The organism is Paenibacillus alkalitolerans, from assembly GCF_016482785.1.
GTDB lineage: Bacteria > Bacillota > Bacilli > Paenibacillales > YIM-B00363 > Paenibacillus_AE > Paenibacillus_AE alkalitolerans.
The window spans coordinates 428,624-453,620 of sequence record NZ_JAEMXM010000002.1 but is presented as its reverse complement, the minus strand read 5'-3'; the positions used below and the strand labels follow the sequence as shown (position 1 = coordinate 453,620).

The 24,997-nt window shown below is 54.6% G+C and carries 17 protein-coding genes; 15 read left to right on the top strand and 2 right to left on the bottom strand.

The window, feature by feature from the left end:
• The first annotated feature begins 11 nt into the window (after positions 1 to 11).
• The 8 genes from leuD to JET16_RS06000 all read left to right on the top strand — a co-directional run bounded on the left by leuD (position 12) and on the right by JET16_RS06000 (position 14,155).
• Positions 12 to 599: a 3-isopropylmalate dehydratase small subunit gene (gene leuD, locus JET16_RS06035; RefSeq protein ID WP_199614870.1), complete on the top strand. Its 588-nt coding sequence runs from the start codon at positions 12 to 14 to the stop codon at positions 597 to 599.
• A gap of 434 nt (positions 600 to 1,033) precedes the next feature.
• On the top strand, positions 1,034 to 2,395 hold the full coding sequence (locus tag JET16_RS06030; RefSeq protein WP_199614869.1) for an N-acetylmuramoyl-L-alanine amidase: 1,362 nt from the start codon (positions 1,034 to 1,036) through the stop codon (positions 2,393 to 2,395).
• A 26-nt stretch (positions 2,396 to 2,421) separates the two neighbouring features.
• Positions 2,422 to 5,139 carry an S-layer homology domain-containing protein gene (locus JET16_RS06025; RefSeq protein WP_199614868.1) on the top strand — a complete coding sequence of 906 codons (2,718 nt, stop codon included), beginning with the start codon at positions 2,422 to 2,424 and terminating at the stop codon, positions 5,137 to 5,139.
• A 132-nt stretch (positions 5,140 to 5,271) separates the two neighbouring features.
• Positions 5,272 to 5,976: an endonuclease III gene (gene nth / locus JET16_RS06020; protein ID WP_199614867.1), complete on the top strand. Its 705-nt coding sequence runs from the start codon at positions 5,272 to 5,274 to the stop codon at positions 5,974 to 5,976.
• A 17-nt stretch (positions 5,977 to 5,993) separates the two neighbouring features.
• Positions 5,994 to 6,269 carry an NAD/NADP transhydrogenase alpha subunit gene (locus JET16_RS06015; protein ID WP_199614866.1) on the top strand — a complete coding sequence of 92 codons (276 nt, stop codon included), beginning with the start codon at positions 5,994 to 5,996 and terminating at the stop codon, positions 6,267 to 6,269.
• Positions 6,270 to 6,593: 324 nt separating this feature from the next.
• Positions 6,594 to 10,292: a dynamin family protein gene (locus JET16_RS06010; protein ID WP_199614865.1), complete on the top strand. Its 3,699-nt coding sequence runs from the start codon at positions 6,594 to 6,596 to the stop codon at positions 10,290 to 10,292.
• A gap of 204 nt (positions 10,293 to 10,496) precedes the next feature.
• A complete protein-coding gene (locus JET16_RS06005) occupies positions 10,497 to 12,311 on the top strand; it encodes an ABC transporter ATP-binding protein (protein WP_199614864.1) in 1,815 nt (604 codons plus the stop codon).
• The gene (locus tag JET16_RS06000; protein ID WP_199614863.1) at positions 12,308 to 14,155 is read left to right on the top strand and encodes an ABC transporter ATP-binding protein; all 1,848 of its coding nucleotides are present in this window, start codon (positions 12,308 to 12,310) and stop codon (positions 14,153 to 14,155) included. Before JET16_RS06005 ends, JET16_RS06000 begins: the two co-directional genes overlap by 4 nt.
• Positions 14,156 to 14,346: 191 nt before the next feature.
• On the opposite strand, the gene JET16_RS05995 is transcribed toward JET16_RS06000, so the two are convergent.
• On the bottom strand, positions 14,347 to 15,204 hold the full coding sequence (locus tag JET16_RS05995; RefSeq protein ID WP_199614862.1) for a sugar phosphate isomerase/epimerase family protein: 858 nt from the start codon (positions 15,202 to 15,204) through the stop codon (positions 14,347 to 14,349).
• A gap of 180 nt (positions 15,205 to 15,384) precedes the next feature.
• On the opposite strand from JET16_RS05995, the gene JET16_RS05990 reads away from it, so the two are divergent.
• Complete coding sequence (locus tag JET16_RS05990; protein ID WP_325176622.1) at positions 15,385 to 16,560, top strand: M24 family metallopeptidase; 1,176 nt, start codon at positions 15,385 to 15,387, stop codon at positions 16,558 to 16,560.
• Between the two features lie 120 nt (positions 16,561 to 16,680).
• Complete coding sequence (locus tag JET16_RS05985; protein WP_199614859.1) at positions 16,681 to 18,450, top strand: methyl-accepting chemotaxis protein; 1,770 nt, start codon at positions 16,681 to 16,683, stop codon at positions 18,448 to 18,450.
• A 3-nt stretch (positions 18,451 to 18,453) separates the two neighbouring features.
• On the opposite strand, the gene JET16_RS05980 is transcribed toward JET16_RS05985, so the two are convergent.
• On the bottom strand, positions 18,454 to 18,960 hold the full coding sequence (locus JET16_RS05980; RefSeq protein ID WP_199614857.1) for a ferritin: 507 nt from the start codon (positions 18,958 to 18,960) through the stop codon (positions 18,454 to 18,456).
• 196 nt (positions 18,961 to 19,156) lie between these two features.
• Between JET16_RS05980 and JET16_RS05975 the strand changes: the two genes are divergently transcribed.
• The 5 genes from JET16_RS05975 (at position 19,157) to parE (ending at position 24,990) form a co-directional block, all read left to right on the top strand.
• Positions 19,157 to 20,038, top strand: coding sequence for a polysaccharide deacetylase family protein (locus JET16_RS05975; protein WP_199614855.1), 882 nt, complete (start codon positions 19,157 to 19,159; stop codon positions 20,036 to 20,038).
• A 165-nt stretch (positions 20,039 to 20,203) separates the two neighbouring features.
• Entirely contained in the window at positions 20,204 to 20,974 is a 771-nt protein-coding gene (locus tag JET16_RS05970) for a GDSL-type esterase/lipase family protein (RefSeq protein ID WP_199614854.1), read from the top strand.
• A gap of 58 nt (positions 20,975 to 21,032) precedes the next feature.
• The gene (locus tag JET16_RS05965) at positions 21,033 to 21,977 is read left to right on the top strand and encodes an ABC transporter ATP-binding protein (RefSeq protein WP_407673086.1); all 945 of its coding nucleotides are present in this window, start codon (positions 21,033 to 21,035) and stop codon (positions 21,975 to 21,977) included.
• Complete coding sequence (locus JET16_RS05960) at positions 21,970 to 22,962, top strand: ABC transporter permease (protein ID WP_199614853.1); 993 nt, start codon at positions 21,970 to 21,972, stop codon at positions 22,960 to 22,962. Before JET16_RS05965 ends, JET16_RS05960 begins: the two co-directional genes overlap by 8 nt.
• 42 nt (positions 22,963 to 23,004) lie before the next feature.
• A complete protein-coding gene (gene parE, locus JET16_RS05955) occupies positions 23,005 to 24,990 on the top strand; it encodes a DNA topoisomerase IV subunit B (RefSeq protein ID WP_199614852.1) in 1,986 nt (661 codons plus the stop codon).
• Positions 24,991 to 24,997: the final 7 nt, after the last annotated feature.

Below are 24,997 nucleotides of genomic sequence, written 5' to 3'. Positions count from 1 at the left end.
GGGGAAACGGCATGCAGCCATTTAGGAAACAAACCGGAATCGTAGCGCCTGTCGATCGCGTCAACGTCGATACGGACGCGATTATTCCGAAGCAATTTTTGAAGCGGATCGAACGGACCGGATTCGGGCAATTTTTGTTCTTCGAGTGGAGATTCGACGAAGAAGGCAACGTGAATCCGAATTTCGAGATGAACAAGCCGCGTTACAAGGGCGCTTCCATATTGATCTCCCGCGCTAATTTCGGATGCGGGTCGTCGCGCGAGCACGCGCCTTGGGCAATCCAGGATTATGGATTCAACGTGGTGATCGCTCCGTCTTTTGCGGACATTTTCTACAACAATTGCTTTAAGAACGGAATTCTTCCGGTGAAGCTGTCGGAAGAGCAAGTCGAGGAATTGTTCCAGCGGACTGCGAAATACGAGGGCTATCAGTTGATCGTCGATTTGGAGAACAAGACGATCGGCGACTCGTACGGATTAAAGATCGATTTCGATCTTGACGAGCACCGGCGGCAATTCTTGCTGCAGGGACTCGACGATATCGGGCTCACCTTGCAGCACGACGATAAGATCGCCGCGTACGAGGCAAAACGGGCTTAGTGCCTGAAGAATACAGTTGGGCAGCAGTGAAAATGGTTGAGCAGAAGCGAGTCTGCTCAGCCATTTATTGTTTCTTATAAGAAAATAGCGGAAGTACAATCCTTTATCGCCGCCTTTTTGACGCATACAAAAATAATAAAGGAAGTACAGGCCGCTATTTCCACGATATTATTTGTCCAACCTCCTATTTCAACGCGATAGTGCACTCCAGTTCCTCTATTTTCGTAGAATTCCGGGAAATCCTGTATATAACGCCTTCCACTTCCTCTATTTTTCCAACCAACTTTTCCGATAAGAAAATCGACCGAATCTAGCAACTTTTGGCTATTTCTTGCGTTTAATTGATAGTAAGCTTGTCGAAACTTACAATATTATGTTATTTGCAGACGAATTTTGATAGACTTATTACGCATTGCTAGACTTGGGAGGAACTTATGGATTACGGTTGGAAAAGGGTGGCGGCGGCGGTCGGCTTTCTCCTCGTTGCCGGGGCGGTGGCCGTATCGATGCCTGGAGAAGCGCAGGCGGCTTCGAAGTCTGAACCTCTTCGCGTTTTTGTCGACGGAGCAAAGTCTCAACTGCAGGCGCGAAGCATCGACGGGAAAGCGTACATACCGGCTGACACGGCGTCTGCGTTAGGCGCCAAAGTGAGCGCGGGGGAAAATGGTTCATACATAATCGAATTTGGCAAGCAATCGGTCCGTGTCGCCGCAGAAGACACGGTTACTTTCGACGATCTTCTCCATTTCCCGGCCGCATCGATCGCCGAATCGTTGGGCGCCAGGTGGATTTCCGACAGATTGACCGGTTCATTGTTTTTGTTTCAGCGCCTTTCCTCATCATCCGTTCCGATAGAAATTCCTGCAGGTACGGTGGGGTCGTTGCCGGCGTCGCCGTCTTCGGGCGATCCCGTGAGGGTAGCTGACGCATTGCCGACGTTCACGGGGATATCTGTGGAAGATAAAGCGGTCACATTCACCACTACCGGGAATGTCCAACCGAAAATTTTTCAGTTGCGCAATCCGGACCGGATCGTGATCGACTTGCCGGGAACAACGCTGGAGCGTTCCGCCGACGGCAGAGCCGACGGATCGCTGCCGGTGAGCGCGGATCATGCGTATGTTTCCGGCATTCGCTATTCGCTGTTTGAAATCGAACCGTCAACGGTGCGAATCGTATTGGACGTAAAGCAAGCGGCCGCCTTCCGGCTGGAAATGTCCGCCGACGGTAGCGGGGCGTCGGTGCGGTTTGATGAGAAGCAATTCCGGATCATGATCGACGCCGGTCACGGCGGACACGATCCGGGCGCGATTTCGAAGACGGGCAAGTACGAAAAAGATTTCACGTTGGCGGTTGCGAAGAAGACGGCCGCGTTGATGGAGAAAGAGAAGCTTCTGCTGCCTGTGCTCGCGAGGGAGGGCGACGTATACTCGTCTCCGGCGGATCGGGCCGCGGCCGCGAACAATTCCGCGGTTGACTTGTACGTTTCCATCCATGCAAACACCGCTCCGTCCTCTTCCGTGCGGGGAACGGAAACCTACTATTGGAGAGACGACAGCGCGGCGCTGGCGGAAATTATCCATAGCAACGTTCTTAAAGCGGTAGGCTCGTCCGACCGTAAAGTAAAGAAAAACAACTTTCTCGTCGTTAAGGATACGACAATGCCCGCCGTGCTTCTGGAGCTGGCCTTCCTGACGAATCCCGACGACGAAGCGAAATTGTTCAACGAGCAAATTCAAGACAAAATCGCCGAGGCGATTGTCATTTCAATTAAGCAATATTACCGAATCCCTTAATTCGAACTGAGAGAGGAGAAGCATCAATGCACTCATATCAACGCAAAGCGTTCAACGTACTCACCGCAGCAGCTCTCGGAATCTCCCTTGTTGCCGGACCGGCCGCGCCTTCCGTCTTGGCGGAGACACCCGCGGCCGAGGCCGTTTCCTCCGGGGTTACCGTAACATTCCCCGACGTGCCGGCGGGACACTGGGCCCGGGGCCACGTGGCGAAGCTCGCATCCGGCGGAATCGTGAAAGGCTATAATGACGGTACGTTCGCTCCCAATAAAGATGTGACCCAACAAGAAGCGGTTGTCATGGCCGTTCGGATGATGGGCTTGGAGGACGAAGCGCTGGCCAATAACCGTGAGGTCGTTCTCGGATTTGACGTGGACCCGTTCTTCAGACCTTATGTCGTGAAAGCTTTGGAGACACGCATGCTGGACTTGGTCGAAGAAACGGAAGCGGCCGCTTCCGGCGACTCTGATTCAGGTTGGGGGAAGCGGCCGGCCTCCCGCGAATGGCTGGCGAAATTGGTCGTACGCGCCATCGGCAAGGGGACGGAGGCCGCTGCGGCGGGAGCTCCGGCTTTTGCCGATGCCGACAAAATATCGTCGAGCGCATCCGGGTATGTCCGTATTGCGGCGGACTTGGGCATTGTAACGGGATTTAAGGAAGACAATACGTTCCGGCCCGGAGTGGCGGTTACGCGCGCGCAAATCGCAACGTTCTTGTCGCGAGCCGACCAATATATGCCCGAGCAGTCCGGACGTACGGCGGCAGGTGTCATAACCGCCGTGAACGGCGGCATCCTCCAATTGCGCGCGGCCGATAGCCAAACGACCAGTTTTACGCTTCATGCGAACACTCTGGTATTTAAAACATCGGGCGAAGCGGCGGCGGCGGCGGATCTCAAGGCGAACCAACAAATAAAACTTGTCCATCAAAATAACGCCGCTTATTACATAGAAATCGTAAACGATGCGCCGAAGCTGGAATCGATCGAAGGAAAGGTCGCCGCACTGAGCGTATCCGAGATGAACATTACGCTCACGAGTGCATCCCGCTCGGAGCAGTACAAGCTCTCGCCGACTGTCGCGGCCGTCAACGAGCAAGGCAATGGCGTGAGCCTAAGCGAAATTACGAAGGGAAGCACGGTCCGTTTGCAGCGGTTGCCGGGAACGGAAGAAATATCGAATTTAACGCTGTTGAAGCTGGCAATTAATAAGATCGGCGAAGGCGTCGTACAGTCCATTGATGCGGCGAAACGGACAATTACCGTAGTGCCGAGCGGCGGAGCGGGGGAAACTTACACGGTGTCCACGGATGCGGCGCTTCAATTGAACGGACAACCGATAGCCGCGGGTCTCGCCGGGGTTAAGGACGGAGATACGGTAGCGTATGAAGTAATAGACAATGAGGCCGTTTCCGTAAATATCGTTAAACAGCGTTATGTGACGAAGACGGGCGAATTATCCGGCGTTACTGAAGGCAACGTGGTCGTACTAAAGAACGGTAACGACTTAATGGCGTATAATCTCATTAAAAACGTGAAAGTAGAAATAACCGGATTGGAAAATGCCGCACTTGCCGATTTACGTACGGGTGACAGCATTGAGCTGCATATTAACGGCAACAACAACACCGTCGAATCGATCACCGTATTGAACCGGAACATCTCCAAGTTAAATCAAGCGACAGTGATCAACTTTGACGCCACGCGGAAATTTATAACCGTGTTGAACGAGTCGTCGAAGCCGCAGCTGTTCGAAATAACGGACCGCACCAAGATCATGATCGACGGCGCTCCGATGGCGACACAGCTATATTCGCTGTATCTCGCGGAAAACCGGAAGGTCAACTTGACCGTTTCCGAAAATCAGCTGATCCGGCTGGACGTTGTCACTTATGTTGAGGGCAAAGTAACCGCTCTTAACACGGCGGCGAAAACCATCACCGTAACGACGGCCGATAACGAGAAAGTCATTCTCCCATACTCGTCTTTAACGGGCGTGATCATTGCGAAGAAGGCAAGCACTTCGATCGCCGATATATCCGTCGGCACGCAAGTCCGACTGACAATGGATGCAATGCAGTCCGCGGTATCGCAAATTCAGGTGAAGAAATCTTTCGTATATACGCTGACCTCGGTCGATACGATCAGCCGCAAACTCAACGTTAGGGATGGGCTGAACGGCAATTTGCAGATCACCTTGGATACGAACACCGCACTGCTGAACGCGGACGGCAACGCGATGGCTTTGTCGGAGCTTAAAGCGGACGAGCCTGTCGTTGCAACCTATACGGGCAGCACGCTTATGACGATCGCGGCTCCGCGGACGGTCCGAGGCAAAATCACGTCGTTGGATACGGTTGCCGGCAAATTGACCGTGACGGACTTCAATAACAATGCGAGAGAGTACCAATTGTCCGGTGCAAACGTTCAATCCGGCGGCACGGTGAACGGCAACCTTACGGCCATGAAGGTGAACGACCGGGTACAAGTCGTTGTGGACGGAACCGGAGCTCCGTATATTTGGGTGGCGAGCGCCATGCAAAGAACGTTCAGTTCATATGACGCGGCACGGAATGAAATTACATTCAAAGCCGCGACGCTTTCCGAACAAAAGACGTACAAAATCCATACCTTTGCGTACATTCACACGGCGGACGGCGGTGTCCTTACTCTTACACGGCTGAATGAAAACGACAAATTGACTGTTTACTTGGTAGACGGAAAAATATTTGAATTAGTGAAGTAACGAAAGGCATGCACCCGCAGGCAACGGCTCGTGAGCAACCGCGGCCGCGGGTGCATTTTCTCGGTGACGTTGAAGTGGCGCCTCCTTTTGGATAAACTGAAACTTATGGTTGATGGTTGGGGAGGGTAGCCGATGAACAAGCAGCAAGTGCGGGAAGTGCTCAATACGGTGGCGGAAATGTTTCCTGATGCACACTGCGAATTGAACCATTCGAATCCGTTCGAGCTGACGATCGCCGTCCTTCTCTCGGCGCAATGCACCGATGAGACGGTGAATAAAGTAACTGCGGATCTGTTTCGGAAGTATAAGACGCCGGAACAGTATTTGGCCGTGCCGCTCGAAGAGTTGGAGAGCGATATCAAGCGGATCGGCTTGTACCGGAACAAAGCGAAGCATATCCGGGAGCTGTGCCGCATGCTGCTGGAGCAATACGGGGGTGAAATACCGGAGAGCCACGAAGAGCTGGTGAAGCTGCCCGGCGTCGGGCGAAAGACGGCCAATGTCGTCGTGTCGAATGCGTTCGGGGAGCCGGCGATCGCCGTCGACACGCATGTGGAACGGGTAAGCAAACGGCTTGGAATCGCGAACTGGAACGACACCGTGCTGGAAGTCGAAAAGAAGCTAATGGCGAAAGTTCCGCGGGAGGAATGGACGCAGACGCATCACAGGCTTATTTTTCTCGGGAGATATCATTGCAAGGCGCAAAACCCGAAGTGCGACGGGTGTCCGTTGCTCGGCATGTGCCGCGAAGGCAAGAAACGTATGAAACCTGCCTCAAACAGGAAGAATAAGGAACGTACAAGAAAAATGGCGGGCGTGAACGGCTCGGTGGAATGAAGAGGTGGACAGCGGAGATGAAATGCATCTCGGTTTATACGAAAGATTTTGAACGGTTTTCGGATATTTATGATAAAGTGCTAAACACTAAGCTGTCTCAAGATGAGGAGACGGTGGTGGAAGGCGTTACGATCAGCGAGTCGGGCGACGTTCCCGAGCACTATGTGGACCGTATGCGTTCGAAATTGGACGTCGTCGTCATGAAAGAGAAGGAAAGAGACATTACGATTCTCCAGCATGGAGATTTGTTTGAAATATTGCTGCCGGATCGTGAACCGACGACGGTTGTTTGATTGAAGGAGATGCACTCCGCCAGGGAATCTTGGCGGAGTTTTTCTTTTGATCGGTGAGGGTTGCACATACGCGGCCGAATTGGCGGTGGCGGTGGGCGTCGAAGTGTGCGGACACTGTTCCTTTCGCTCAGAAGCCTTCACTTGGGATACGTCCTCCATCAAAACTAATAATAATCTGATCGCGCCGGAAAGTGGCCGATAACGACCGCCTTCTTTTTGAGTAACCGCACCGGGAGAATGGCTGCACGAAAACATGTTATAATGTCATGGGATAGAAGATAACATTAGTACGTTTTCTAACATATCACGGGGTTGAGGGGAAAAATGATCGAGAGAGAAAAGGTTCAACAAGAATTAGAAAGATTGCGGCAAAATCTTGAGGAGGCCGGGGATGCCGCTGCGGCGGAGAAGGCGGGGGCGCTAGCCGAAAAGTGCCGCGAGGGGACGTTTTACGCGGCGTTATGCGGACATTTTTCCGCGGGGAAATCAAGCTTGATCAACCGGTTGTGCGGGGCGGCGCTGCTGCCTTCGAGCCCGATTCCGACAAGCGCCAACGTAGTGGCGATCCGCAACGGGCCGTCCGAAGCCGTGATCGCGTACCGCGACGGAACAACCGCATGCGTCGGAATCGAAGAGGTGCCTCGTTACGCGAAGAACGGGCAAGAGGTAGAAAGCGTCGAGCTGTTCCATCCGATCCGGTTTTTGGGAGAGCGCGCGGCGCTGCTTGATACGCCGGGAGTCGATTCCACCGACGATGCGCATCAGATGGCGACGGAATCGGCGCTGCACTTGGCCGACATCGTCATGTATGTAATGGATTATAACCATGTATTGTCAGAGATGAATATGGAGTTTGCGAAGCGGCTTATCGATTTGGGAAAACCTCTTGTTCTTATTGTCAATCAAATCGATAAGCACCGGGAAGAAGAGGTGTCTTTCGAAGATTTTCGATCTGGGGTGGACGAAGCATTCGGTTCTTGGGGCGTGAGGCCGGTTGCAACGTTCTATACGACGTTGAAGGCGCCGGAGCATCCGCACAATGAGATCGTAGTATTGCGCAGCTGGCTTCGCGAGACGGTGCGGGGCGGAGAAGCGCTCGCCGTTCGCGGCGCGGCGGCGGCAGCTCTCAGGTTAACGGTAGAGCACGGCGAATTTTTGGCGGCGGCGAACGAGCCGCGCAAAGCTGAGCTGCGGGAGCTGATCGCTGCGGACGAAGCGGATTCTTATGCGGAGCGGTACGAGAGCATCCGCGGCGATTTGAGGCGCAGGGAGGACAATCGCGAAAGCGCAGCGGAGAAGGTGAAGGCGGAGGCCAGGCGCATTGCGGAGAACGCCAATCTTACGCCGGCAACGACGCGGGATCTCGCGCAATCGTTCCTTGAAAGCCGGCAGCCCGGCTTTAAGGTGGGGTTGTTTTTCTCCGGCGCGAAGACGGAGGAGGAGCGCAAACGCCGGCTTGACGCGTTCTACGCGGAATTCCGCGAGAACGTGACGGCGCGGCTCGTTTGGCACGTGCGCGACCTGCTCGGGAAGGTTGCCGAGGAGCTTGGCGTAGCGGGAACGGATGAAGCGCAAAGAGCGATAGAAGGCGTCGATGCGGAGCTGTCGCCGGAGTGGCTGGCCGCCATGGTTCGGCCCGGCGCCGTCGTATCGGGCGAGTATACGCTGAACTACGCCAAGGAGATCGCCGCGGAAGTGCGGCAGATGGTGCGCAAGTCGGCGGCGGGCGCCGCCGTAGCGTTGGTTGAGGCGGCGGCGGCGCGGTTCGCCGCCGAAGAGGAGCAGCTCCGCAAAGAGCTTGCGGAGCTGGAGGAGCGGCTCGCGCACCGTCGCGAGCTGGAAAGGCTGGAAGCGGCGGAGCTCGCTTCCGTACAAGCGTTGACGGCGGGTTTGACAGCCGCCGAGAAGTTTTCCCGGGAACCGGCAACGTTCCCGGACCCTACCCTCCTCCAGGCGGAGCCGGAGGAGGAAGCGCCGCGGCAGCCGTCTCTCCGGCTGCCTCACAACGGCGCGCCGGCGCTGCCGCCGATCGGCGGCGCCGCGCGCCAAACCGAAGCGCGCCCGCACGGCGGGACGCGCAGCTTCCGCACGCGGCTGGCGGCAGCCGCGGAAACGCTCGACGCGGCGTCGCGCGTCGTTGAACCGATCGCGCCGCTCGCCGGGGCGGCTCGGACGCTCCAAGAGAAATCGCGCCGCATGCGCGAGCAGCGCTTCACCGCCGCGCTGTTCGGCGCGTTCAGCGCGGGTAAATCGTCATTCGCCAACGCGCTGCTCGGCGAATCGGCGCTGCCCGTGTCGCCCAACCCGACGACGGCTTCGATCAATACGGTCGTGCCGCCGGAGGAACCGGACTGGCCGCACGGCACCGCCCGCGTATGGATGAAGCCGAAAGAGTCGATCATGCAGGACATCGAGCATTCGATTAAAACATTGGGATTGGAACCGCCGCCGCAAGGCAAAACGATCGAGTTTGTGCACCGGGCGATCGCCAAGCAGGCGAAGGAGGCCGGAGCAAGCGACAGCGCGATCGCAAGCATTCCGCCGGGAGCGAAGCCTCATTTGGCGTTTTTGCGTGCGGTGACGGAAGGATGGGCGGAGGCGGAAAGCTTGCTCGGCACAACCGTCAGAGCGGACGGCGAGCAGTTCCGCGCGTTCGTGGCGGAAGAACGGAAGTCCGCATTCGTAGACCGCATCGAGCTGTTTTACGAATCCCCGTTATCGAAACAAGGCGTCACGCTCGTGGATACGCCTGGGGCCGACTCGATCAACGCGCGGCATACCGGTATCGCGTTCAATTACATCAAAAATGCCGACGCCATCTTCTTCGTCACTTATTACAATCATGCATTTTCCCGGGCGGACAGGCAGTTCTTGGAGCAGCTCGGCAGGGTGAAGGACGCGTTCGAGCTCGACAAAATGTTTTTTATCGTCAATGCGGCAGATCTCGCCTCCTCCGCGGAGGAGCTTGAAGACGTGTTGAATCACGTAAGAGACAATTTGACGGCGTTCGGCATACGCAACCCGAGGTTGTTTCCGGTCTCTTCCTTGGCCGCCTTGCGCGCGAAATCGAAAGGAAGCTTGCAAGAATTAGACTCTTCCGGAATGGCCGCATTCGAAGAAGCGTTCCGGCATTTTGCGGGAGAAGAGCTGGCCGGGCTAGCCTTCCGCTCGGCGGAAGGCGAATTGCAGCGTGCGAACGGTTTACTCCGTTCTTTAATCGAGGCGGCGCAGACGGGAGAAGAACAAAGAAGCGCTTCCCTCGCCAATTTGGCGGAAGATGAGCGAGCGGCAAGAGGGACTATTGCAGGCGGGAGCGTCGACTCGGAACAGAAAGCGGCGGCGAAAGAGATTGCGGAGCAATTTTATTACATGAAGCAGCGCATCACGTACCGGTTCGGGGAATGGTTTGCCGCCTCGTTCAATCCTTCCTCCTTGCGGGAAGACAGAGGAGACGTGAAGCAATCGCTCGAATGGGCGTGGCGGGACTTGACGGATTACATCCGGAAGGAATTGACGAATGAGTCGCTCGCCGTATCGGTTCGGATGGAACGTTTTCTCAACCTCACGCTTGCCAAAACATACGAACGACGCTGCGCCGAAATCCGCAAGCTTATCCCGGGCTTCGTCCCGGATCCGTGGGAGCCGTTGGAGTTCGAAACACCCCCTGCGGATGACATGTGGGCAGGGGAAGAGCCGGACGTCAAACTGCTGAAAAGCCACTACAAGAACGCGAAACAGTTCTTCGAAGGCGACGGACGCAAGCAGTTGAGAGAGGCGCTCGAACAGCGATGGCAGCAAAATATCGCGCAAGCGCTGGATTCGCAGTCCAACCGTTTCGCGAAATGGTATGAGGAATCGCTCCGGCAAGCGGACCGCACGTTGGCGGAGAGAGCGGAGTACGTGTTGTCCGAGGCGGTGTCGGGCATCCGTTCGGCGCTTGATCAAACGTGGGATGTCGCGGACTTAGAGTCCCGGGGGAACCGTTTGCAAGAGATGCTTCAGACGTTCGAGAGAATGGAATAAAAAGATAACGATTTCGATGATTTCCATGAAATGTGCCCGCTCGCTTCGCGAAATGTGGCAAAAACGTGAAATCTCCCTATATTCGGGTCCGTTTCCATTTTGAATGTTCTTACTTGCGGTGCTACACTGCATTAAGGCTTTAAAATACCGCGTAATCGAAAGAAAAACGCGGAACGGACCGATCGGGGAGGGGACCCATACAACATGGAAGTGTTTCGACAGCTTCGAAGGTTTTATTGGCTTGGGCGGCTGAAGTATCTCATTTTTGCATCCGTATTATGTTTGGCGGTTTCGACGGCGTTGGGACTTGTGTATCCTTACATGCTGGAGTATCTCATCGACGAAATTGTGACCAAAGGACAATACGGGGAAGTACCGGCGGTCGCTTTTACGGTGCTTGGAGTCGTCATCGTGAAAGGAACGTTTCAGTTCCTGCACGGATTGAGCGGCGGACGGCTCGGTAACCGGGTCGCTTACAACCTTCGCAAAGCAAGCTACGAGAAGCTGCAGTATTTGTCGTTTCAATACTACGACAAAGCCAGAACCGGCGACCTTATGTCACGCCTGACCGCCGATTTGGACGCGATTCGTCAATTTATCGGCTTCGGATTCGCTCAGTTTCTCAATGTGTTCTTGATGGTCGGGTTCGGAGTTATCATGATGGCCGCGTATAATTGGAAGCTGATGCTCATTTCGCTGGTGACGATGCCTTTCCTCGTGTTTACGGCATTACGGTTCGAGTCGAAAATACATCCCGCATTCCGGCTGATCCGCCAATCGATGAGCGAACTGACGACTACGGTTCAGGAAAATATTACCGGAGTCCGCACCGTCAAGTCGTTCGCGCGCGAAGCGCATGAGGTGGAGAAGTTTTCGGAACGAAGCCGCGTCTTTCGCGATCATACGATCGATACCGCATCGATTTGGTCGAAATACTTCCCTCTTATGGAACTGTTTGCGAACTTGAGCGTCGTCGTCTTGCTGGCTGCAGGAGGCGCATTCGTTCTCCGGGGCGAGATGACCGTCGGCGAATTGGCGGCGTTTTTCTCCTTGATCTGGTACATTATCGGTCCGCTCTGGATGCTCGGGTTTCATATCAACAACTATACGCAATCGAAAGCTTCCGGGGAACGGGTGCTTGAAATATTGCATCATCACATTCATGTGAAAGATTCTGAGAACGCGACTGTCTTGAACCCCGAGGCGGTTGAAGGCCATGTCCGTTTCGAGAACGTAACGTTCTCCTATCCGGAGAAAGCGCCGGCGCTGCGCGATTTTTCGGCGGATGCTCCGCCGGGATCGGTCATCGGACTGCTGGGACCTACAGGCTCCGGGAAAACGACAGTGACTCAGCTGCTTCTACGCGCTTATAACGTGAAGGAAGGCCGTATCACCCTCGACGGCCGCGACATTCGCGACATTACGATCGAGAGCTTGCGCCAACAAATCGCGGTCGTATTCCAAGAAACATTCTTGTTCTCTTCGTCGATTCGCAACAACATCGCTTACGGCCAGCGCGACGTGTCCATGGAACGCATCATCGAGGCGGCCAAATTGGCCAAAGCGCACGATTTCATAATGGAGCTGCCGCAAGGGTACGACACGATCGTCGGGGAACGGGGCATGGGCCTTTCCGGCGGTCAGAAGCAGCGCATTGCGATCGCACGGGCCATTATCGAAAATCCGAAGGTGCTCATTCTGGACGATGCGACGAGCGCGGTCGACATGGAGACGGAACACGAAATTCAGCTCGGTCTTCGTCAAGTGATGAAAGGCCGTACGACCTTCGTAATCGCCCACCGAATTTCTTCGCTCAAGCACGCGGACGAAATCATCGTCCTGGATGAAGGGCGAGTCGTTCAACGGGGCACGCATCAGCAGCTGTTGAACCGGCCGGGACGATACTTGGACACATACAACATTCAGTATTCGGACCATCCGGATGTGGTGGCTAGAAGGCTGGAAGAGCGAAATACGGAAGAGCGAAGGCTGGAGGAACGGAGGTTGGCGCACGGATGAGCGACGAAGCGACGCGGCAAAACGCCGCAAAGACGGAAGAACGGCAATCGAAGAACGAGCGGTTTGTGTATCAAGACGACGATGTGATGGAGAAGCCGTTCGACTGGGGCCAATTTTACCGGCTGGCTGTTTATATCAAGCCCTATGCACGGCAATTGCTGCCCGTCGTCATCATTATGATGGTGCTCGGCACGATAACGAAGCTGCTCGTTCCGCTTCTGATCGGCAACGCCATCGATGCGGTCGAGAAGGGCAAATCACTAGGATTGCTATGGACGTTCTGCTCCGCCATTGCCGCATTATTTATCGTACAGTGGGCGGCGGGACTTTACCGGATCCGGTTTACCAACATTATCGGTCAGCGCGTCATTTACGATTTGAGACAGCATCTGTTTCAGCACATCCAACGGCTCAGCTTCCGCTTCTTCGACAAGCGGCCGGCCGGATCGGTGCTCGTGCGGATCACGAACGACGTCAACTCGCTCCAGGATTTGTTTACGAACGGCGTCATCAACATATTGATCGATTGCGTGCAGCTCGTCGGCATTATCATTATTTTGCTGTCGCTTAACATTAAACTCGGGCTTGCCATTATGATCACCGTTCCGATCATGTTCTTGGTATCCACGAAGCTGCGCCGCCGCATCCGGCGAGCATGGCAGGACGTGCGGATGAAGCAATCGCGCATCAATTCGCACTTGAACGAGAGCATCCAAGGCATTCGCGTCACGCAGGCGTTCACACAGGAGAAGGAGAACATGGCCTACTTCGACGGGATGAACACCTCGAACAAGAAAGCTTGGGACATCGGCTCCGGCTTGAACCAAACGTTCAACCCGCTCATTGAAGTGACCGGCGGACTCGGCACGTTCATACTGTTTTTCTACGGCGCGTTCTTGATCGAATCGAAAGAAATGACGATCGGCTTGTTGATTTCCTTCGTCATGTATGTCGGCAACTTCTGGGAGCCGATCAACCGGTTAGGAATGATGTATTCGCAGCTGCTGATCGCCATGGCGTCGTCCGAGCGCATCTTCGAATTTATCGACGAGCAGCCGACGGTCGCGGAGAAGAGGGAAGCCGAACCGCTTCCGACGATTCGCGGCGACGTCCGCTTCAACAATGTCGTGTTCGAATACGAGAAGGGACGTCCCGCGCTGCGCGGCGTAAGCCTCGATGTCAAGGCGGGACAATCGGTTGCGCTCGTCGGCCACACCGGCTCCGGCAAGAGTACGTTCATCAACCTGCTCTGCCGGTTCTACGACGTGACGGAAGGAAGCGTCTTAATAGACGGTACCGACATTCGTGACGTGAAGATTCAAAGCTTGCGCTCGCAAGTCGGCATCGTGCTGCAGGATACGTTCATCTTCTCCGGAACGATCCGGGATAATATCCGGTTCGGCAGGTTGGATGCGACGGACGCCGAAGTGGAAGAGGCCGCCAAAGCGGTCGGCGCGCACGATTTCATCGCGGCGCTGCCGAGCGGATACGATACGGAAGTGGAAGAGAGAGGCAACGTCCTATCGATGGGGCAGCGGCAGTTGATATCGTTCGCCCGCGCGCTGCTCGCCGATCCTCGTGTGCTCATTCTCGACGAGGCGACCGCCAGCATCGATACGGAAACCGAAGCCAAGATTCAGCAGGCGTTGAAGAAGCTGCTTGCGGGCCGCACGTCGTTTATTATCGCGCATCGTCTGTCGACCATTCGGGGAGCGGATCAGATCGTCGTGCTCGACCACGGCCAAATTATCGAACAGGGCGATCATGACGAGCTAATGCGGTTACAGGGAGAATATTACGGCTTGATCCAGGCGCAATATCGCTTTTTGGAAGAAGCGGTGTGAGGCGGGGGGAGCGAGCCGGGCCGGGTTAGGCGCATTTGTTGAAAATAAGGGAACTAGAGGCGCTAGCTGCGGATTTTCGAGAGCAATCAGCCGAAAATCAGCCCAATAAGCGCTTCTAGTTCCCTTTATTCGCGACGGGATGACCAGCGGCGATGTTTTTCGTTTGTTGCGGCAATAATATTCCGCTGCATCTACATCCGGTCCGTACCGAAAGCCGCGTCGAACGTCCGTTGGAACGCACTTCTTGATCGTTCCAGCAGCTCTGCGGCAGTTTGCCCGGCGGAGGCGGGAGTAAGAATTTCTTGAGCGACGACGCCGCGGTATCCGATGCTGTGCAGCCCTTGTAGAAAACCCTTTAAATCGATGACGCCCTCTCCCGGATAAATGCGGTCGTTGTCAAGCGCCTCCGAAACCGGGACGTCTTTCGCGTCGTTGATGTGCACGTGAACGATTTGATCGGCGGTCAACCGCCTTATATCTTCTATGCCCAGCTCATTCGTATACCAGTGATAAGAGTCGAACAGCAAGCCGACGTTGCGTTCGCCGATGGCGTCGATCCATTCCAAATGGCTGTCCACATCCCAGATGAACGGATTTTTCCATCTTGTACGAAGATGATGCGGACCGACGAACTCGATGCCAAGCCTTATGCCGAAAGAACCGAGTATTACGGCGCATTCACGCAACCTGCGGGTGGCGACGGCCATAAAGCGGGCAGCGTTCCAATCGGTGGACGGGAGAACGTATGTACAGCAAGCTTTGCAGCCGACTTCGGCGGCAAGCGCGGCATCTTGGGCCAACGTAACGAGGCCGGACCTGAATCTGTCTTCCGACTCGCGCCATTCCACGGGAAATCCGATCGATCCGATCGCGACGCCGCGCTCCTTGAGCGTATCCAGCACGTTAGAAAGTCCGTCCCGTGAAATCCATTCCCGCAATTCGTTCCCGCTTGCATCAACGGCATCGAAGCCGTACGCTGAAGCCAGCTCGACGAAGCGGTCAAGCGGTCCGGCGTCGCCGACACCCGCGCGCGTTAAACCTTTCAACATTAGTAACCCTCCTTCAATGCGGCTCTCCAGTGGTTTCCACGTCCATACTACTCCGTACCTTCAAGGACGTCAATGAAAAAGAAAGCGCAGCCGAAAACCGCCGCACAGAAGGATTTTCCAATGTGAAGAAGAAAAAATAAGGCGCGGGGAATTATGAACTATATACGAGGAGGTTTGCGTGTGTCCATATACGGAAATAGAATTCAACGTCTGCAGCAAAAGTTGGCGGAACGCGGAATCGACGCGTTCATCGTTACTCATAATGTGGACATTTTTTATTTGACGGGAACGATGCAAGCAGGTTTGTTGGTCGTTCCGGCGGCGGGCGAGCCGGCGTTCTACGTCCGGAGAAGCGTGACGCGCGCAGCCGAGGAGAGCGCCGTTCGCGTGGAACCGCTCGGCAGTCTCAGGTCGTTCGGGGCAACGGTAGCCGGAGCGTATCCGCAATTGGCGAACGGACCCGTCATCGCTTTAACGTACGACGTGCTGCCGGTGGAATGGTTCGAGCGGCTGAAAGCTTCATGGCCTGCGGCGGTCTGGACGAACGGCGCAACCGTCGTGCGCGAGCTGCGCATGGTCAAATCGCCGGAAGAGCTGCAGAGCATGCGGCTAGCGGCGCAAACCGCGGACAAAGCGCTGCGGGAAGCGTCGGGAAAGCTGCGAGAGGGAATGACGGAAATCGAATTGTTGGCCGAAATCGAGTACGTGCTGCGCAAGTCCGGGCATCTTGGTCTTATGCGTGTGCGCGCCATGAATATGGAGCTCGTTACCGGCATCGCGGCGAGCGGCGCGGCGGCCGCTAAGCCGTCCGCGTTCGACGGTCCTGCCGGAGGAGAAGGGCTGCATCCCGCTTTCCCCAAAGGCGCCGGCCGCAGCATTATTCAAGCGAACGAACCGATATTGCTTGATATCGGCTGTTCCATAGACGGCTATGTCACGGATCAAACGAGAACGGCCGTCATCGGCAGGCTTGACGACGATCTCCAAGAAGCATACGACCGGTCGGAATCGATTTTAAGAGCCGTGGAGCGGCAGCTTAAGCCCGGGGCTGTCTGTGAGGATATATATGAGCTTGCGCTTTCGGCGGCCCGCTCTTCACCCTTTGCAGAGCATTTCATGGGATATAAGAGCGACGCCGTGAAGTTTGTCGGACACGGAATAGGCTTGGAGATCGATGAGTGGCCGGTATTGGCGAAAGGCTTCGCGACACCTTTGGAAGCAGGCATGGTCGTCGCCGTCGAACCGAAATTCACGTTCCCCGGCCGCGGGGTGGTCGGAATCGAAAACACTTATGTCATAACGGATGACGGGTTCGAGAAGCTAACCTTGTCGGCTGAAGGCCTCATTCGAATATGATTCGATAAATAATGTGCGTTAGAAATGTGCGTAAGAAAACTTACGCGCATTATTTTTTTGAAAGGGATTTTGGCGAAATGTGTCGAACTAAAATACTACTACTAAAGGAGGACGATCAACATGAAAGGCAGACTGCACGCAATTGACCGGTGGTTTGTAACCGGCAAATTTCCTTTGAGCTCCATATGGCGGCGAATGAACACGTCCCGCAAAATTTTCACGCTTGTCGGCACAGCTTTATTATTTCTACTGCTGGTCGGCGGCGTCAATTACATATTCTTGATGATGATTAACGACAACTCGCGCTCCTTGCAGTCGGACGCTTTCAATCCCGTCCAAATCGCGCAAGCGGTTTCGCTGAATCAACGAACGAGCGAAACGAAAATGCTCGAACTGATTATGGCGGACACCAACTTTGAGCGGCAAACCGCCACCGAACAGCTTCAAGCGCTGCAGGGAGAAAGCGATGAACTCATAAAGCGGTTCGAACGGCGCCCGATTGATCCGGAGATCGCACCTGCGTGGGATGAGTTCAAGACGCTGGCGGCCAATTTCGATAATTACCGGGCGGAAGTGATTCAGTTGGTTTCCGAAGATCAAAAAAATCTCGGGTTTTTGGTTTATAAGCAGAACGTCATGCCGTATCGCGAAAACAAAGAAGCTGCGGCGAAGCAAATCGTGTCTTACTATACGGAGAAAGCGAATCAAATCCAAAACGACAACTTGCGAACGATCGGATCGGCGTTATGGATATCGCTCGCTTTCGTGATTGCGGCCGCGCTGTGCCTGTTTTGGGCGGGATGGGGGATCGCCAGAAACGTGTCGGCCCCTATCGTCCAGCTGCGCCAAAAGATGTCCGAAGCGGAATCCGGCAATCTTTCCGTCATATGGAAGCTGGACCGGGACGACGAGTTGGGCGCGCTGTCGGCATCGTTCAACTCGATGATCGGCGGGCTGCGCTCGCTGTTTGAGAACGTCCGCGACGGCGCGATGCAGCTGGCCGACGTGTCGGTACAGCTCCAAACGAATGCACAGCAAACGGCAAGGGCCGCCGAGCAAATTGCCGCAGGAAACGAACAATTGTCATCAGGTCTGGAGATTCAAGTGGAGAGCGTGACGGCCGCTACCGAATCGATCGAAGAGATCGCTTCCGAAATGGAGAACATATCAACGAACAGCGCGGAAGTTTCCGGTTTGAGCGAACGGGCCAAGCATGCTTCCCGAGAAGGATTGGATGCCGTATGCGCAGTCGTAGGACAAATGGATGAAATTCACCGTACGGTAACTGGAATGGAAGACGTCGTCGACGCATTGACCAGCCGCTCGAAAGAAATCGGTTTGATTCTTACATTGATCGCAGACGTGTCGACTCAAACGAACTTGTTGGCGCTTAACGCTTCCATCGAGGCGGCGAGAGCCGGGGAAGCCGGAAGGGGCTTTGCGGTCGTTGCCTCTGAAATACGTTCATTGGCCGAACAATCGTCGCAATCGTCTAAAAAAATCGGAGCCATTGTCCGTTCGATTCAAGCGGATGTCGGTAACGTTCTGTGCATGGTTGAGCAAGGAAGCGCCAAAGTGAAAGAGGGAATTGCGCGAACCGAACAAGTAAATCAAGTGTTCCAAACGATCGATGAGTCCGTTACGGACGTTTCCCAGAAAATCGCCGAGGTCGCTTCGTCGATCGAGCGGTTAAGCACCGGCAGCGAACATATTGTGAAGGCGATCCGTCAGGTGAACGCCGTGGCTCAAGAAGGGGCAAGCACGAGCGAAGAAGCTTCGGCCGCCAGCGCGGAGCAAATGCACGCGATGGAGAAAGTGCTGGGATACGCTTCTTCGCTGTCCGAATTGGCGGCCCGCCTGCAGTCGCAAATCGGCCGTTTCCGCCTGTAGAGCTTACTCGGCCGGCGGTGTAAACGTACGTTTCGCGAATTCCGCGTCCATCATGATGAACGCGTTCGAGTCTTTCTCAATCAGTTTTAGCTTGTGAACGATATTGTCGAACATCGCTTCCTCTTCGACTTGTTCGTCGATAAACCACTTCAGAAAGTGCATCGTCGCGTGTTCCCGCTCATTGAGCGCGATGTCGGACAAGGCGTAAATCCGCTTCGTCACTTCGCGCTCGTGGGCGTATCCTTTCTCAAATGCGTCCCGTATCGAAGCGAACCGCTTCTCCGGATCGTCCATCCCCGCGATGACGGCATGTTTGCCGAGGGAATGTATATATCTGTATATTTTCATCGCGTGAAACCGCTCTTCTTCCGCTTGCACTTCAAAAAAATTGGCGAATCCGTCAAACCCTTCCGCAGCGCAAAATGACCCCATGGACAAGTACGTTTGAGACGAATAAAATTCGAAGTTCATTTGACCGTTCAATGCCCGAAGCAAATTATCGCTTATCAAAGCGCAACATCCTTCCCCTGTTTGTTTTCATATCGCGGTTTGCTTTCAGTGTCACCCTTTTCTCGTCATTTGCTTCATTTCCCGCTTCGCGAATATTTTCCATATCCCCCCGGGCATTTTTTCGCTGCATTCAATGGATTGGCTGCCGCGTATCCGGGGAAACCTAAGGAAAACATTTGACCGAGGAGGTTTACTTGTGCGTTTGATAACGGTATTTATAGCGGTTTGTCTCCTTGTTACTTCCTGCAATGCCGCTGCGCCGCAACGACAAGGCACCGATAATAACAATCGCGAAAATCACGGCGGAAACGATGCATCCGCCAAAAACAACGATGTAAACGCTCAAGGCGTTCGACCTTTGGCGGAAACTCCGGCTCCGAATTTGGCCGGCGGACCGGAGCATCACGTCAGGAAAGTAAAACCCGCGTCAAACTGGCTCATGCAGCGAAAGTATCCGAACACGGTAGTGCTCCAAGGCCTCAGAACGAAAAAACAAATTGCGCTCACATTCGATGACGGTCCGGATCGCCGTTTTACTCCGGCGGTGCTCGACGTATTGAAGAAGCACGGGGTGAAGGGAACGTTCTTTCTCATGGGTTCGCGCGCGAAAGCGTTACCTGATGTTACAAGCCGGATTGCAAGGGAAGGACATGTCATTGGAAATCATACGTACTGGCATCCGAAGCTTTTTGAACAATCGATCGGGCGCGTCGACTGGGAGGTGTCGTCGACGCAGCAGGCCATTCAAGATATCGCCGGCTATGCTCCGCGGCTGTTTCGCGCTCCGTACGGCGGATTGGACGATGATATTGTGGGTTACATGCAGAGGCGCGATTTTACGGTCGTCGGCTGGAATGTGGACTCGCAAGATTGGAAACAAATACCCGCCGATCAAATCATAGCAAATTGCCTTCCGAACATAGGATCAGGTTCCATTGTCTTGATGCACACGGCGGGTAACTGGAACCAAATCCTGCACACGCATGAAGCCTTGGATCGGATGATTCCCAAACTGAAGCAGCAGGGTTACCGATTTGTAACGGTATCGGAAATGTTCGGGATACCGAAGAGCAAATAACGTGTATGCCGTGAAACGAAAAGAGGGCGATTCGAAATGCTGCGGATCGCGCCTCTTTTTTTTTGCCTGATTTGAAAACGTCCCGGAAATTGCTTACTCTTGAATAGAGGAATCAACCGAAAGGTTGTCCGCGGTTTCCAAGAATATGGAGCAAGGGGGATCGCCATGCGCGTCTTGTGGAGAGCGGTCGGGATCGTTTCCGCCGTTTGCACGGTAGTTTTATTGTTCGGTTTCGGTTACGCCGTCCGCACCGTTATGTATCCCCAGGGCGGCAATTTGGAGTCTGTCGCCGATGCGCCGAAGCCGCCCGATCGGCAATTGGAGCGTCTGAACATTGTCGCCATCGGAGATTCCCTGACGGCCGGAACCGGAGACGAGACGGGCAAGGGCTATGTGACGGGTATGAAGGAGCTGCTGGACGAACGGTTGGACGTGCCCGTATACGTGTTGGGCAACTTTGCGCAGAACGGATATACGACGTCCCAAGTGCTGGCTGAAATCGAAAGCCGTAAGGGGATTCGGGAATCGATCGGGCAGGCGGACGTCATTGTCATGACAGCGGGCGGAAACGACCTGTTCCGTCTCGGGGATGAGGTCGATCTGGAAGCGATCCGCGACAGGTTTCCGGACGCTCTAACGAATATTCGTGAAATTTTGGTAAAAATAAAAGAAATAAACAATAATGCAAAGGTGTACTACATTGGCCTCTACAATCCCTTCATAGAGCTGCCTCAATTCAAGGAAGCTTCGCTGACTGTTCAGGATTGGAACACGGAGGTGTTCCGCTTGGCCGAACGAATGGAAGGCGTTACGTTCGTTCCGACATTCGATTTGTTTGAAAACGGCGTATCCCGGTTTCTGTCATCCGACGATTACCATCCGAACGGGGAAGGTTACGCCCGAATCGCGCAACGGCTCGCGATGCTGCTGGAGTAACGAGACAACCGGAGGGTTGTCCGCGATAACGAATACATGCGAGCAAAGGGGGATCGATGTGAGAGCTGCGACAACAGCGAATAACCGGAATATCGTATTGTCCGTCCAAGATGTGAAAAAAACGATCGGCGGGAAACAGATCATTAAAGGCGTCTCTTTCGACGTATATGAAGGCGAAGTGTTCGGGTTTCTCGGGCCGAACGGTTCCGGAAAGACGACAACGATCCGCATGCTCGTAGACCTCATTCGGCCAACCGGGGGCAAAGTGATTATTTGCGGCCACGACATCCGCAAGCATCATGACGAAGCGCTTCGGCATGTCGGCTGCATTGTGGAAAATCCGGAGCTGTATCCGTATTTGACCGGGTGGGAAAATCTCGAACATTTTGCGGCGATGCTGCCCGGGACGGACGATGCGAGAATACGCGAAGCGGCGGACATTGTCGGCATGGGCAAGCGTATACACGATAAAGTGAAAACTTATTCCTTGGGCATGCGCCAACGGTTGGGCATTGCGCAAGCGCTGCTCGGAAGGCCGAGCCTGCTTATTTTGGACGAGCCCACGAACGGGTTGGATCCGCAGGGCATCAAGGAGCTGCGTCAATTTATTCGCGGCTTGGCGCAACAGGGGATGAGCGTATTCGTTTCCAGCCATTTGCTGAGTGAAATTCAGCTCATGTGCGACCGCGTCGCCATTATTTCGCAAGGACAGGTGCTGTCGGTCGGCAGCGTCGAAACGCTCCTTGACAAGCAGAAGCAGACGGTGCATTGGTTTGTGGAGCCGCCGGACAAAGGATTGAGTATATTGGAACGTGCGGAGGGGATCGACGCGGTCTTATCGTCCGACGGACGGACATTGATCGCGAAGATGGAAGAGCACCGCATTGCCGATTGCAACCGGCTGCTTGTGGAATCCGGCGTCCTTGTGAAAGGAATCGAGCTCAATCAGCCGGCGCTGGAGGATTTGTTTCTTGAGCTGACGGAGGGTGAACGCATTGAATAGCTTGCTGCCGTTAGTGCGCAACGAGACCGTGAAGATTTGGAAGAAGAAACGTTTTTTTGTCATCCTGCTTATTCTGGCGGCTCTTATTCCCATATTTACTTACGCGCAAGTCATGATGGCCGAAAACTTTCGCAAACAAACCGGAACGAACGATTGGCGGATTGAAGCGGAGACGCAAATTAACGATTATAAGTCGCGGATCTCTTCAACGCGTTTGCCTGAGGAGTGGAAAAAATGGTATCGTGTTGAGATTCAGAGACTGCAATATTATATCAATCACAATATCGACCCGGCTTCCGCAGACGGCGTCACATTTGCGAGAGAGTTTACGATCAATTCGGTCAGCTTGTTTCTGCCGCTCATGGTGATGGTCATTGCGGCGGACCTCGTCTCCTCCGAGCATTCCCAAGGGACGATCAAGCTGCTTCTGACCAGACCGGTGCGCCGTTGGAAAGTTCTTACAAGCAAATATGTCGCATTGACGTTATATGTCTCGTTGACCGTTATGTGTACTGCGGCGCTTGCATACGTCATTTCGGGCGCCGTTCTGGGATATTCGGGATGGAGAGCTCCCGTGCTGACCGGATTTGCGGTTGCCGGCTCCGCGGTGGATACGTCCAACGTGCACATGATTGAACAATGGCAATATTTGCTGATGGTGCTCGGGCTTGCCTGGTTCTCCTGCATGACGGTCGCCGTGCTGAGCATGATGATTTCGGTGCTTGTGCGCAGCACCGCTGCGGGGATGGGAACGATGCTCGCGCTGCTTATTGCCGGAACGATTTTGTCAAACATGGCGTCGGACTGGGAGAGCGCGAAGTATTTCTTCATGGTCAATCTGGATACTGTCGTTTATTTGGCGGGTCAATCGCCGCCGATTCCGGGGATGACGCTGCCGTTCTCCCTTGGAATTCTTTCTCTTACGGCTTTGGGTTCGCTTGTTGTTTCATATGCAGTGTTTACGAGAAGGGACGTTATGAACTAAAATAAGGCAGTATTGTTTTCGTAGGAAGTTAGGAGGATCGGCATGGCCGAACAAATCGATTTATTTGCGGACGCAGCCGCCGGCCCCAACGGCTCGGCAGGCTACGACGCGGACGACATTCAAGTGCTGGAAGGCTTAACCGCGGTACGGAAACGGCCCGGCATGTATATCGGAAGCACAAGCGCCTCCGGTCTGCACCACTTGCTCTGGGAAATCGTAGACAACGCAGTGGACGAGCATTTGGCGAAAGTTTGCAACCGCATTGCGGTAACGATTCATAAAGACAACTCGATCACTGTGGAGGACAACGGCCGCGGCATCCCGACGGGCATGCATAAGACGGGCGTTCCGACACCGCAAGTCGTATTTACGGTGCTTCATGCAGGCGGAAAATTCGGAGGCGGAGGCTACAAGAAGTCCGGCGGTCTGCACGGGGTCGGCGCATCGGTGACGAACGCCTTATCCGAATGGCTGGAAGTTGAAATTTACCGCGACGGAAAAATACATAAGCAGCGGTTCGAATATTGGGTGGATTCGGCAGGAAAGGAACATGTGGGCGAACCGGTAACCGGGCTCGAGGTGACCGGAAATACGAAACGGACAGGCACGAAGGTGACGTTCAAACCGGATGCCCGTGTGTTCCATGGCAACGTGGCCGTTAACTACGATACGCTGCAGGAGCGGCTTCAAGAGTTGGCGTTCTTGAACTCGGGTCTTCGCATCGAGCTGCGGGACGGTCGTTCGGGCGAAGAGGACGTCTTCGAATATGCCGGAGGCGCGATGCAATTCGTGGAATATTTGAACGAAAACAAGACCGTTCTGCACGAATGCATTCATTTCTACGGAGAGAAAGACGAGATCGAGGTGGAGGTGGCATTTCAGTATAACGACGGTTATACGGAAACGATCGCTTCGTTCGTCAACTCCATTCCGACGCGCGGGGGCGGCACACACGAAACCGGTTTTAAGACGGCATACACCCGTGTTATGAACGACTACGCCAGGAAAGCCGGCCTTCTGAAAGAGAAGGATAAAAACTTGGAAGGCGCCGATTTGCGCGAAGGCATGATGTGCGTCATTAACGTAAAGATGAGCGAAGTCGAATTCGTCGGTCAGACGAAAGACCAGCTCGGGAGCTCGTCGGCGCGCGGAGCGGTAGACGGCATTGTCGCAGACAAGATGTCCGTCTTCCTGGAGGAGAACCCGCAGGTCGCCCAGATGCTCGTCAAGAAAGCGGTCCAAGCGGCGAGGGCGCGGGAAGCGGCGCGAAAGGCGCGCGAAGAAGTTCGAAGCGGAAAGAAAGGCAGAGGCGAAGGTACGAACTTGGGCGGTAAATTGACGCCGGCGCAATCGAAAGATTTCATGCGCAACGAGCTGTTCATCGTCGAGGGCGACTCCGCCGGAGGCTCCGCAAAACAGGGACGCGATCCGCGCCACCAGGCGATCTTGCCTTTGCGTGGGAAACCGATGAATCCGGAGAAAGCGAAGCTTGCCGATATATTGAAGAACGAAGAATACCGGATGATTATTGCGGCGATCGGCGCGGGTGTCGGATCGGAATTCGAGACGGAAGAATCGAACTACGGTAAAATCATCATCATGACGGACGCCGACACGGACGGAGCGCACATTCAAGTGCTGCTGCTGACGTTCTTCTACCGTTATATGAAACCGTTGATCGATACGGGCATGATTTATATCGCACGGCCGCCGTTGTATAAAGTCGTCAAGAAAGGCGGAAGGTCGCAAATGATGCGTTACGTGTATACGGACGACGAGCTGGCCTCCGTAACGAAGGAGTTCGGCGGCAAAGGGTTGGAGCTGCAGCGTTATAAAGGACTCGGAGAGATGAATCCGGATCAGTTGTGGGAGACGACGATGGATCCGGAGTCGCGAGTGCTGTATAAAGTTCAGATCGAGGATGCGGCCAAGGCCGAACGCCGCGTCTCCACGCTGATGGGCGATAAGGTCGATCCGCGGAAACGTTGGATTATCGAGAATGTAGACTTTACGGAGTTTGAAGAATAGGGTGATG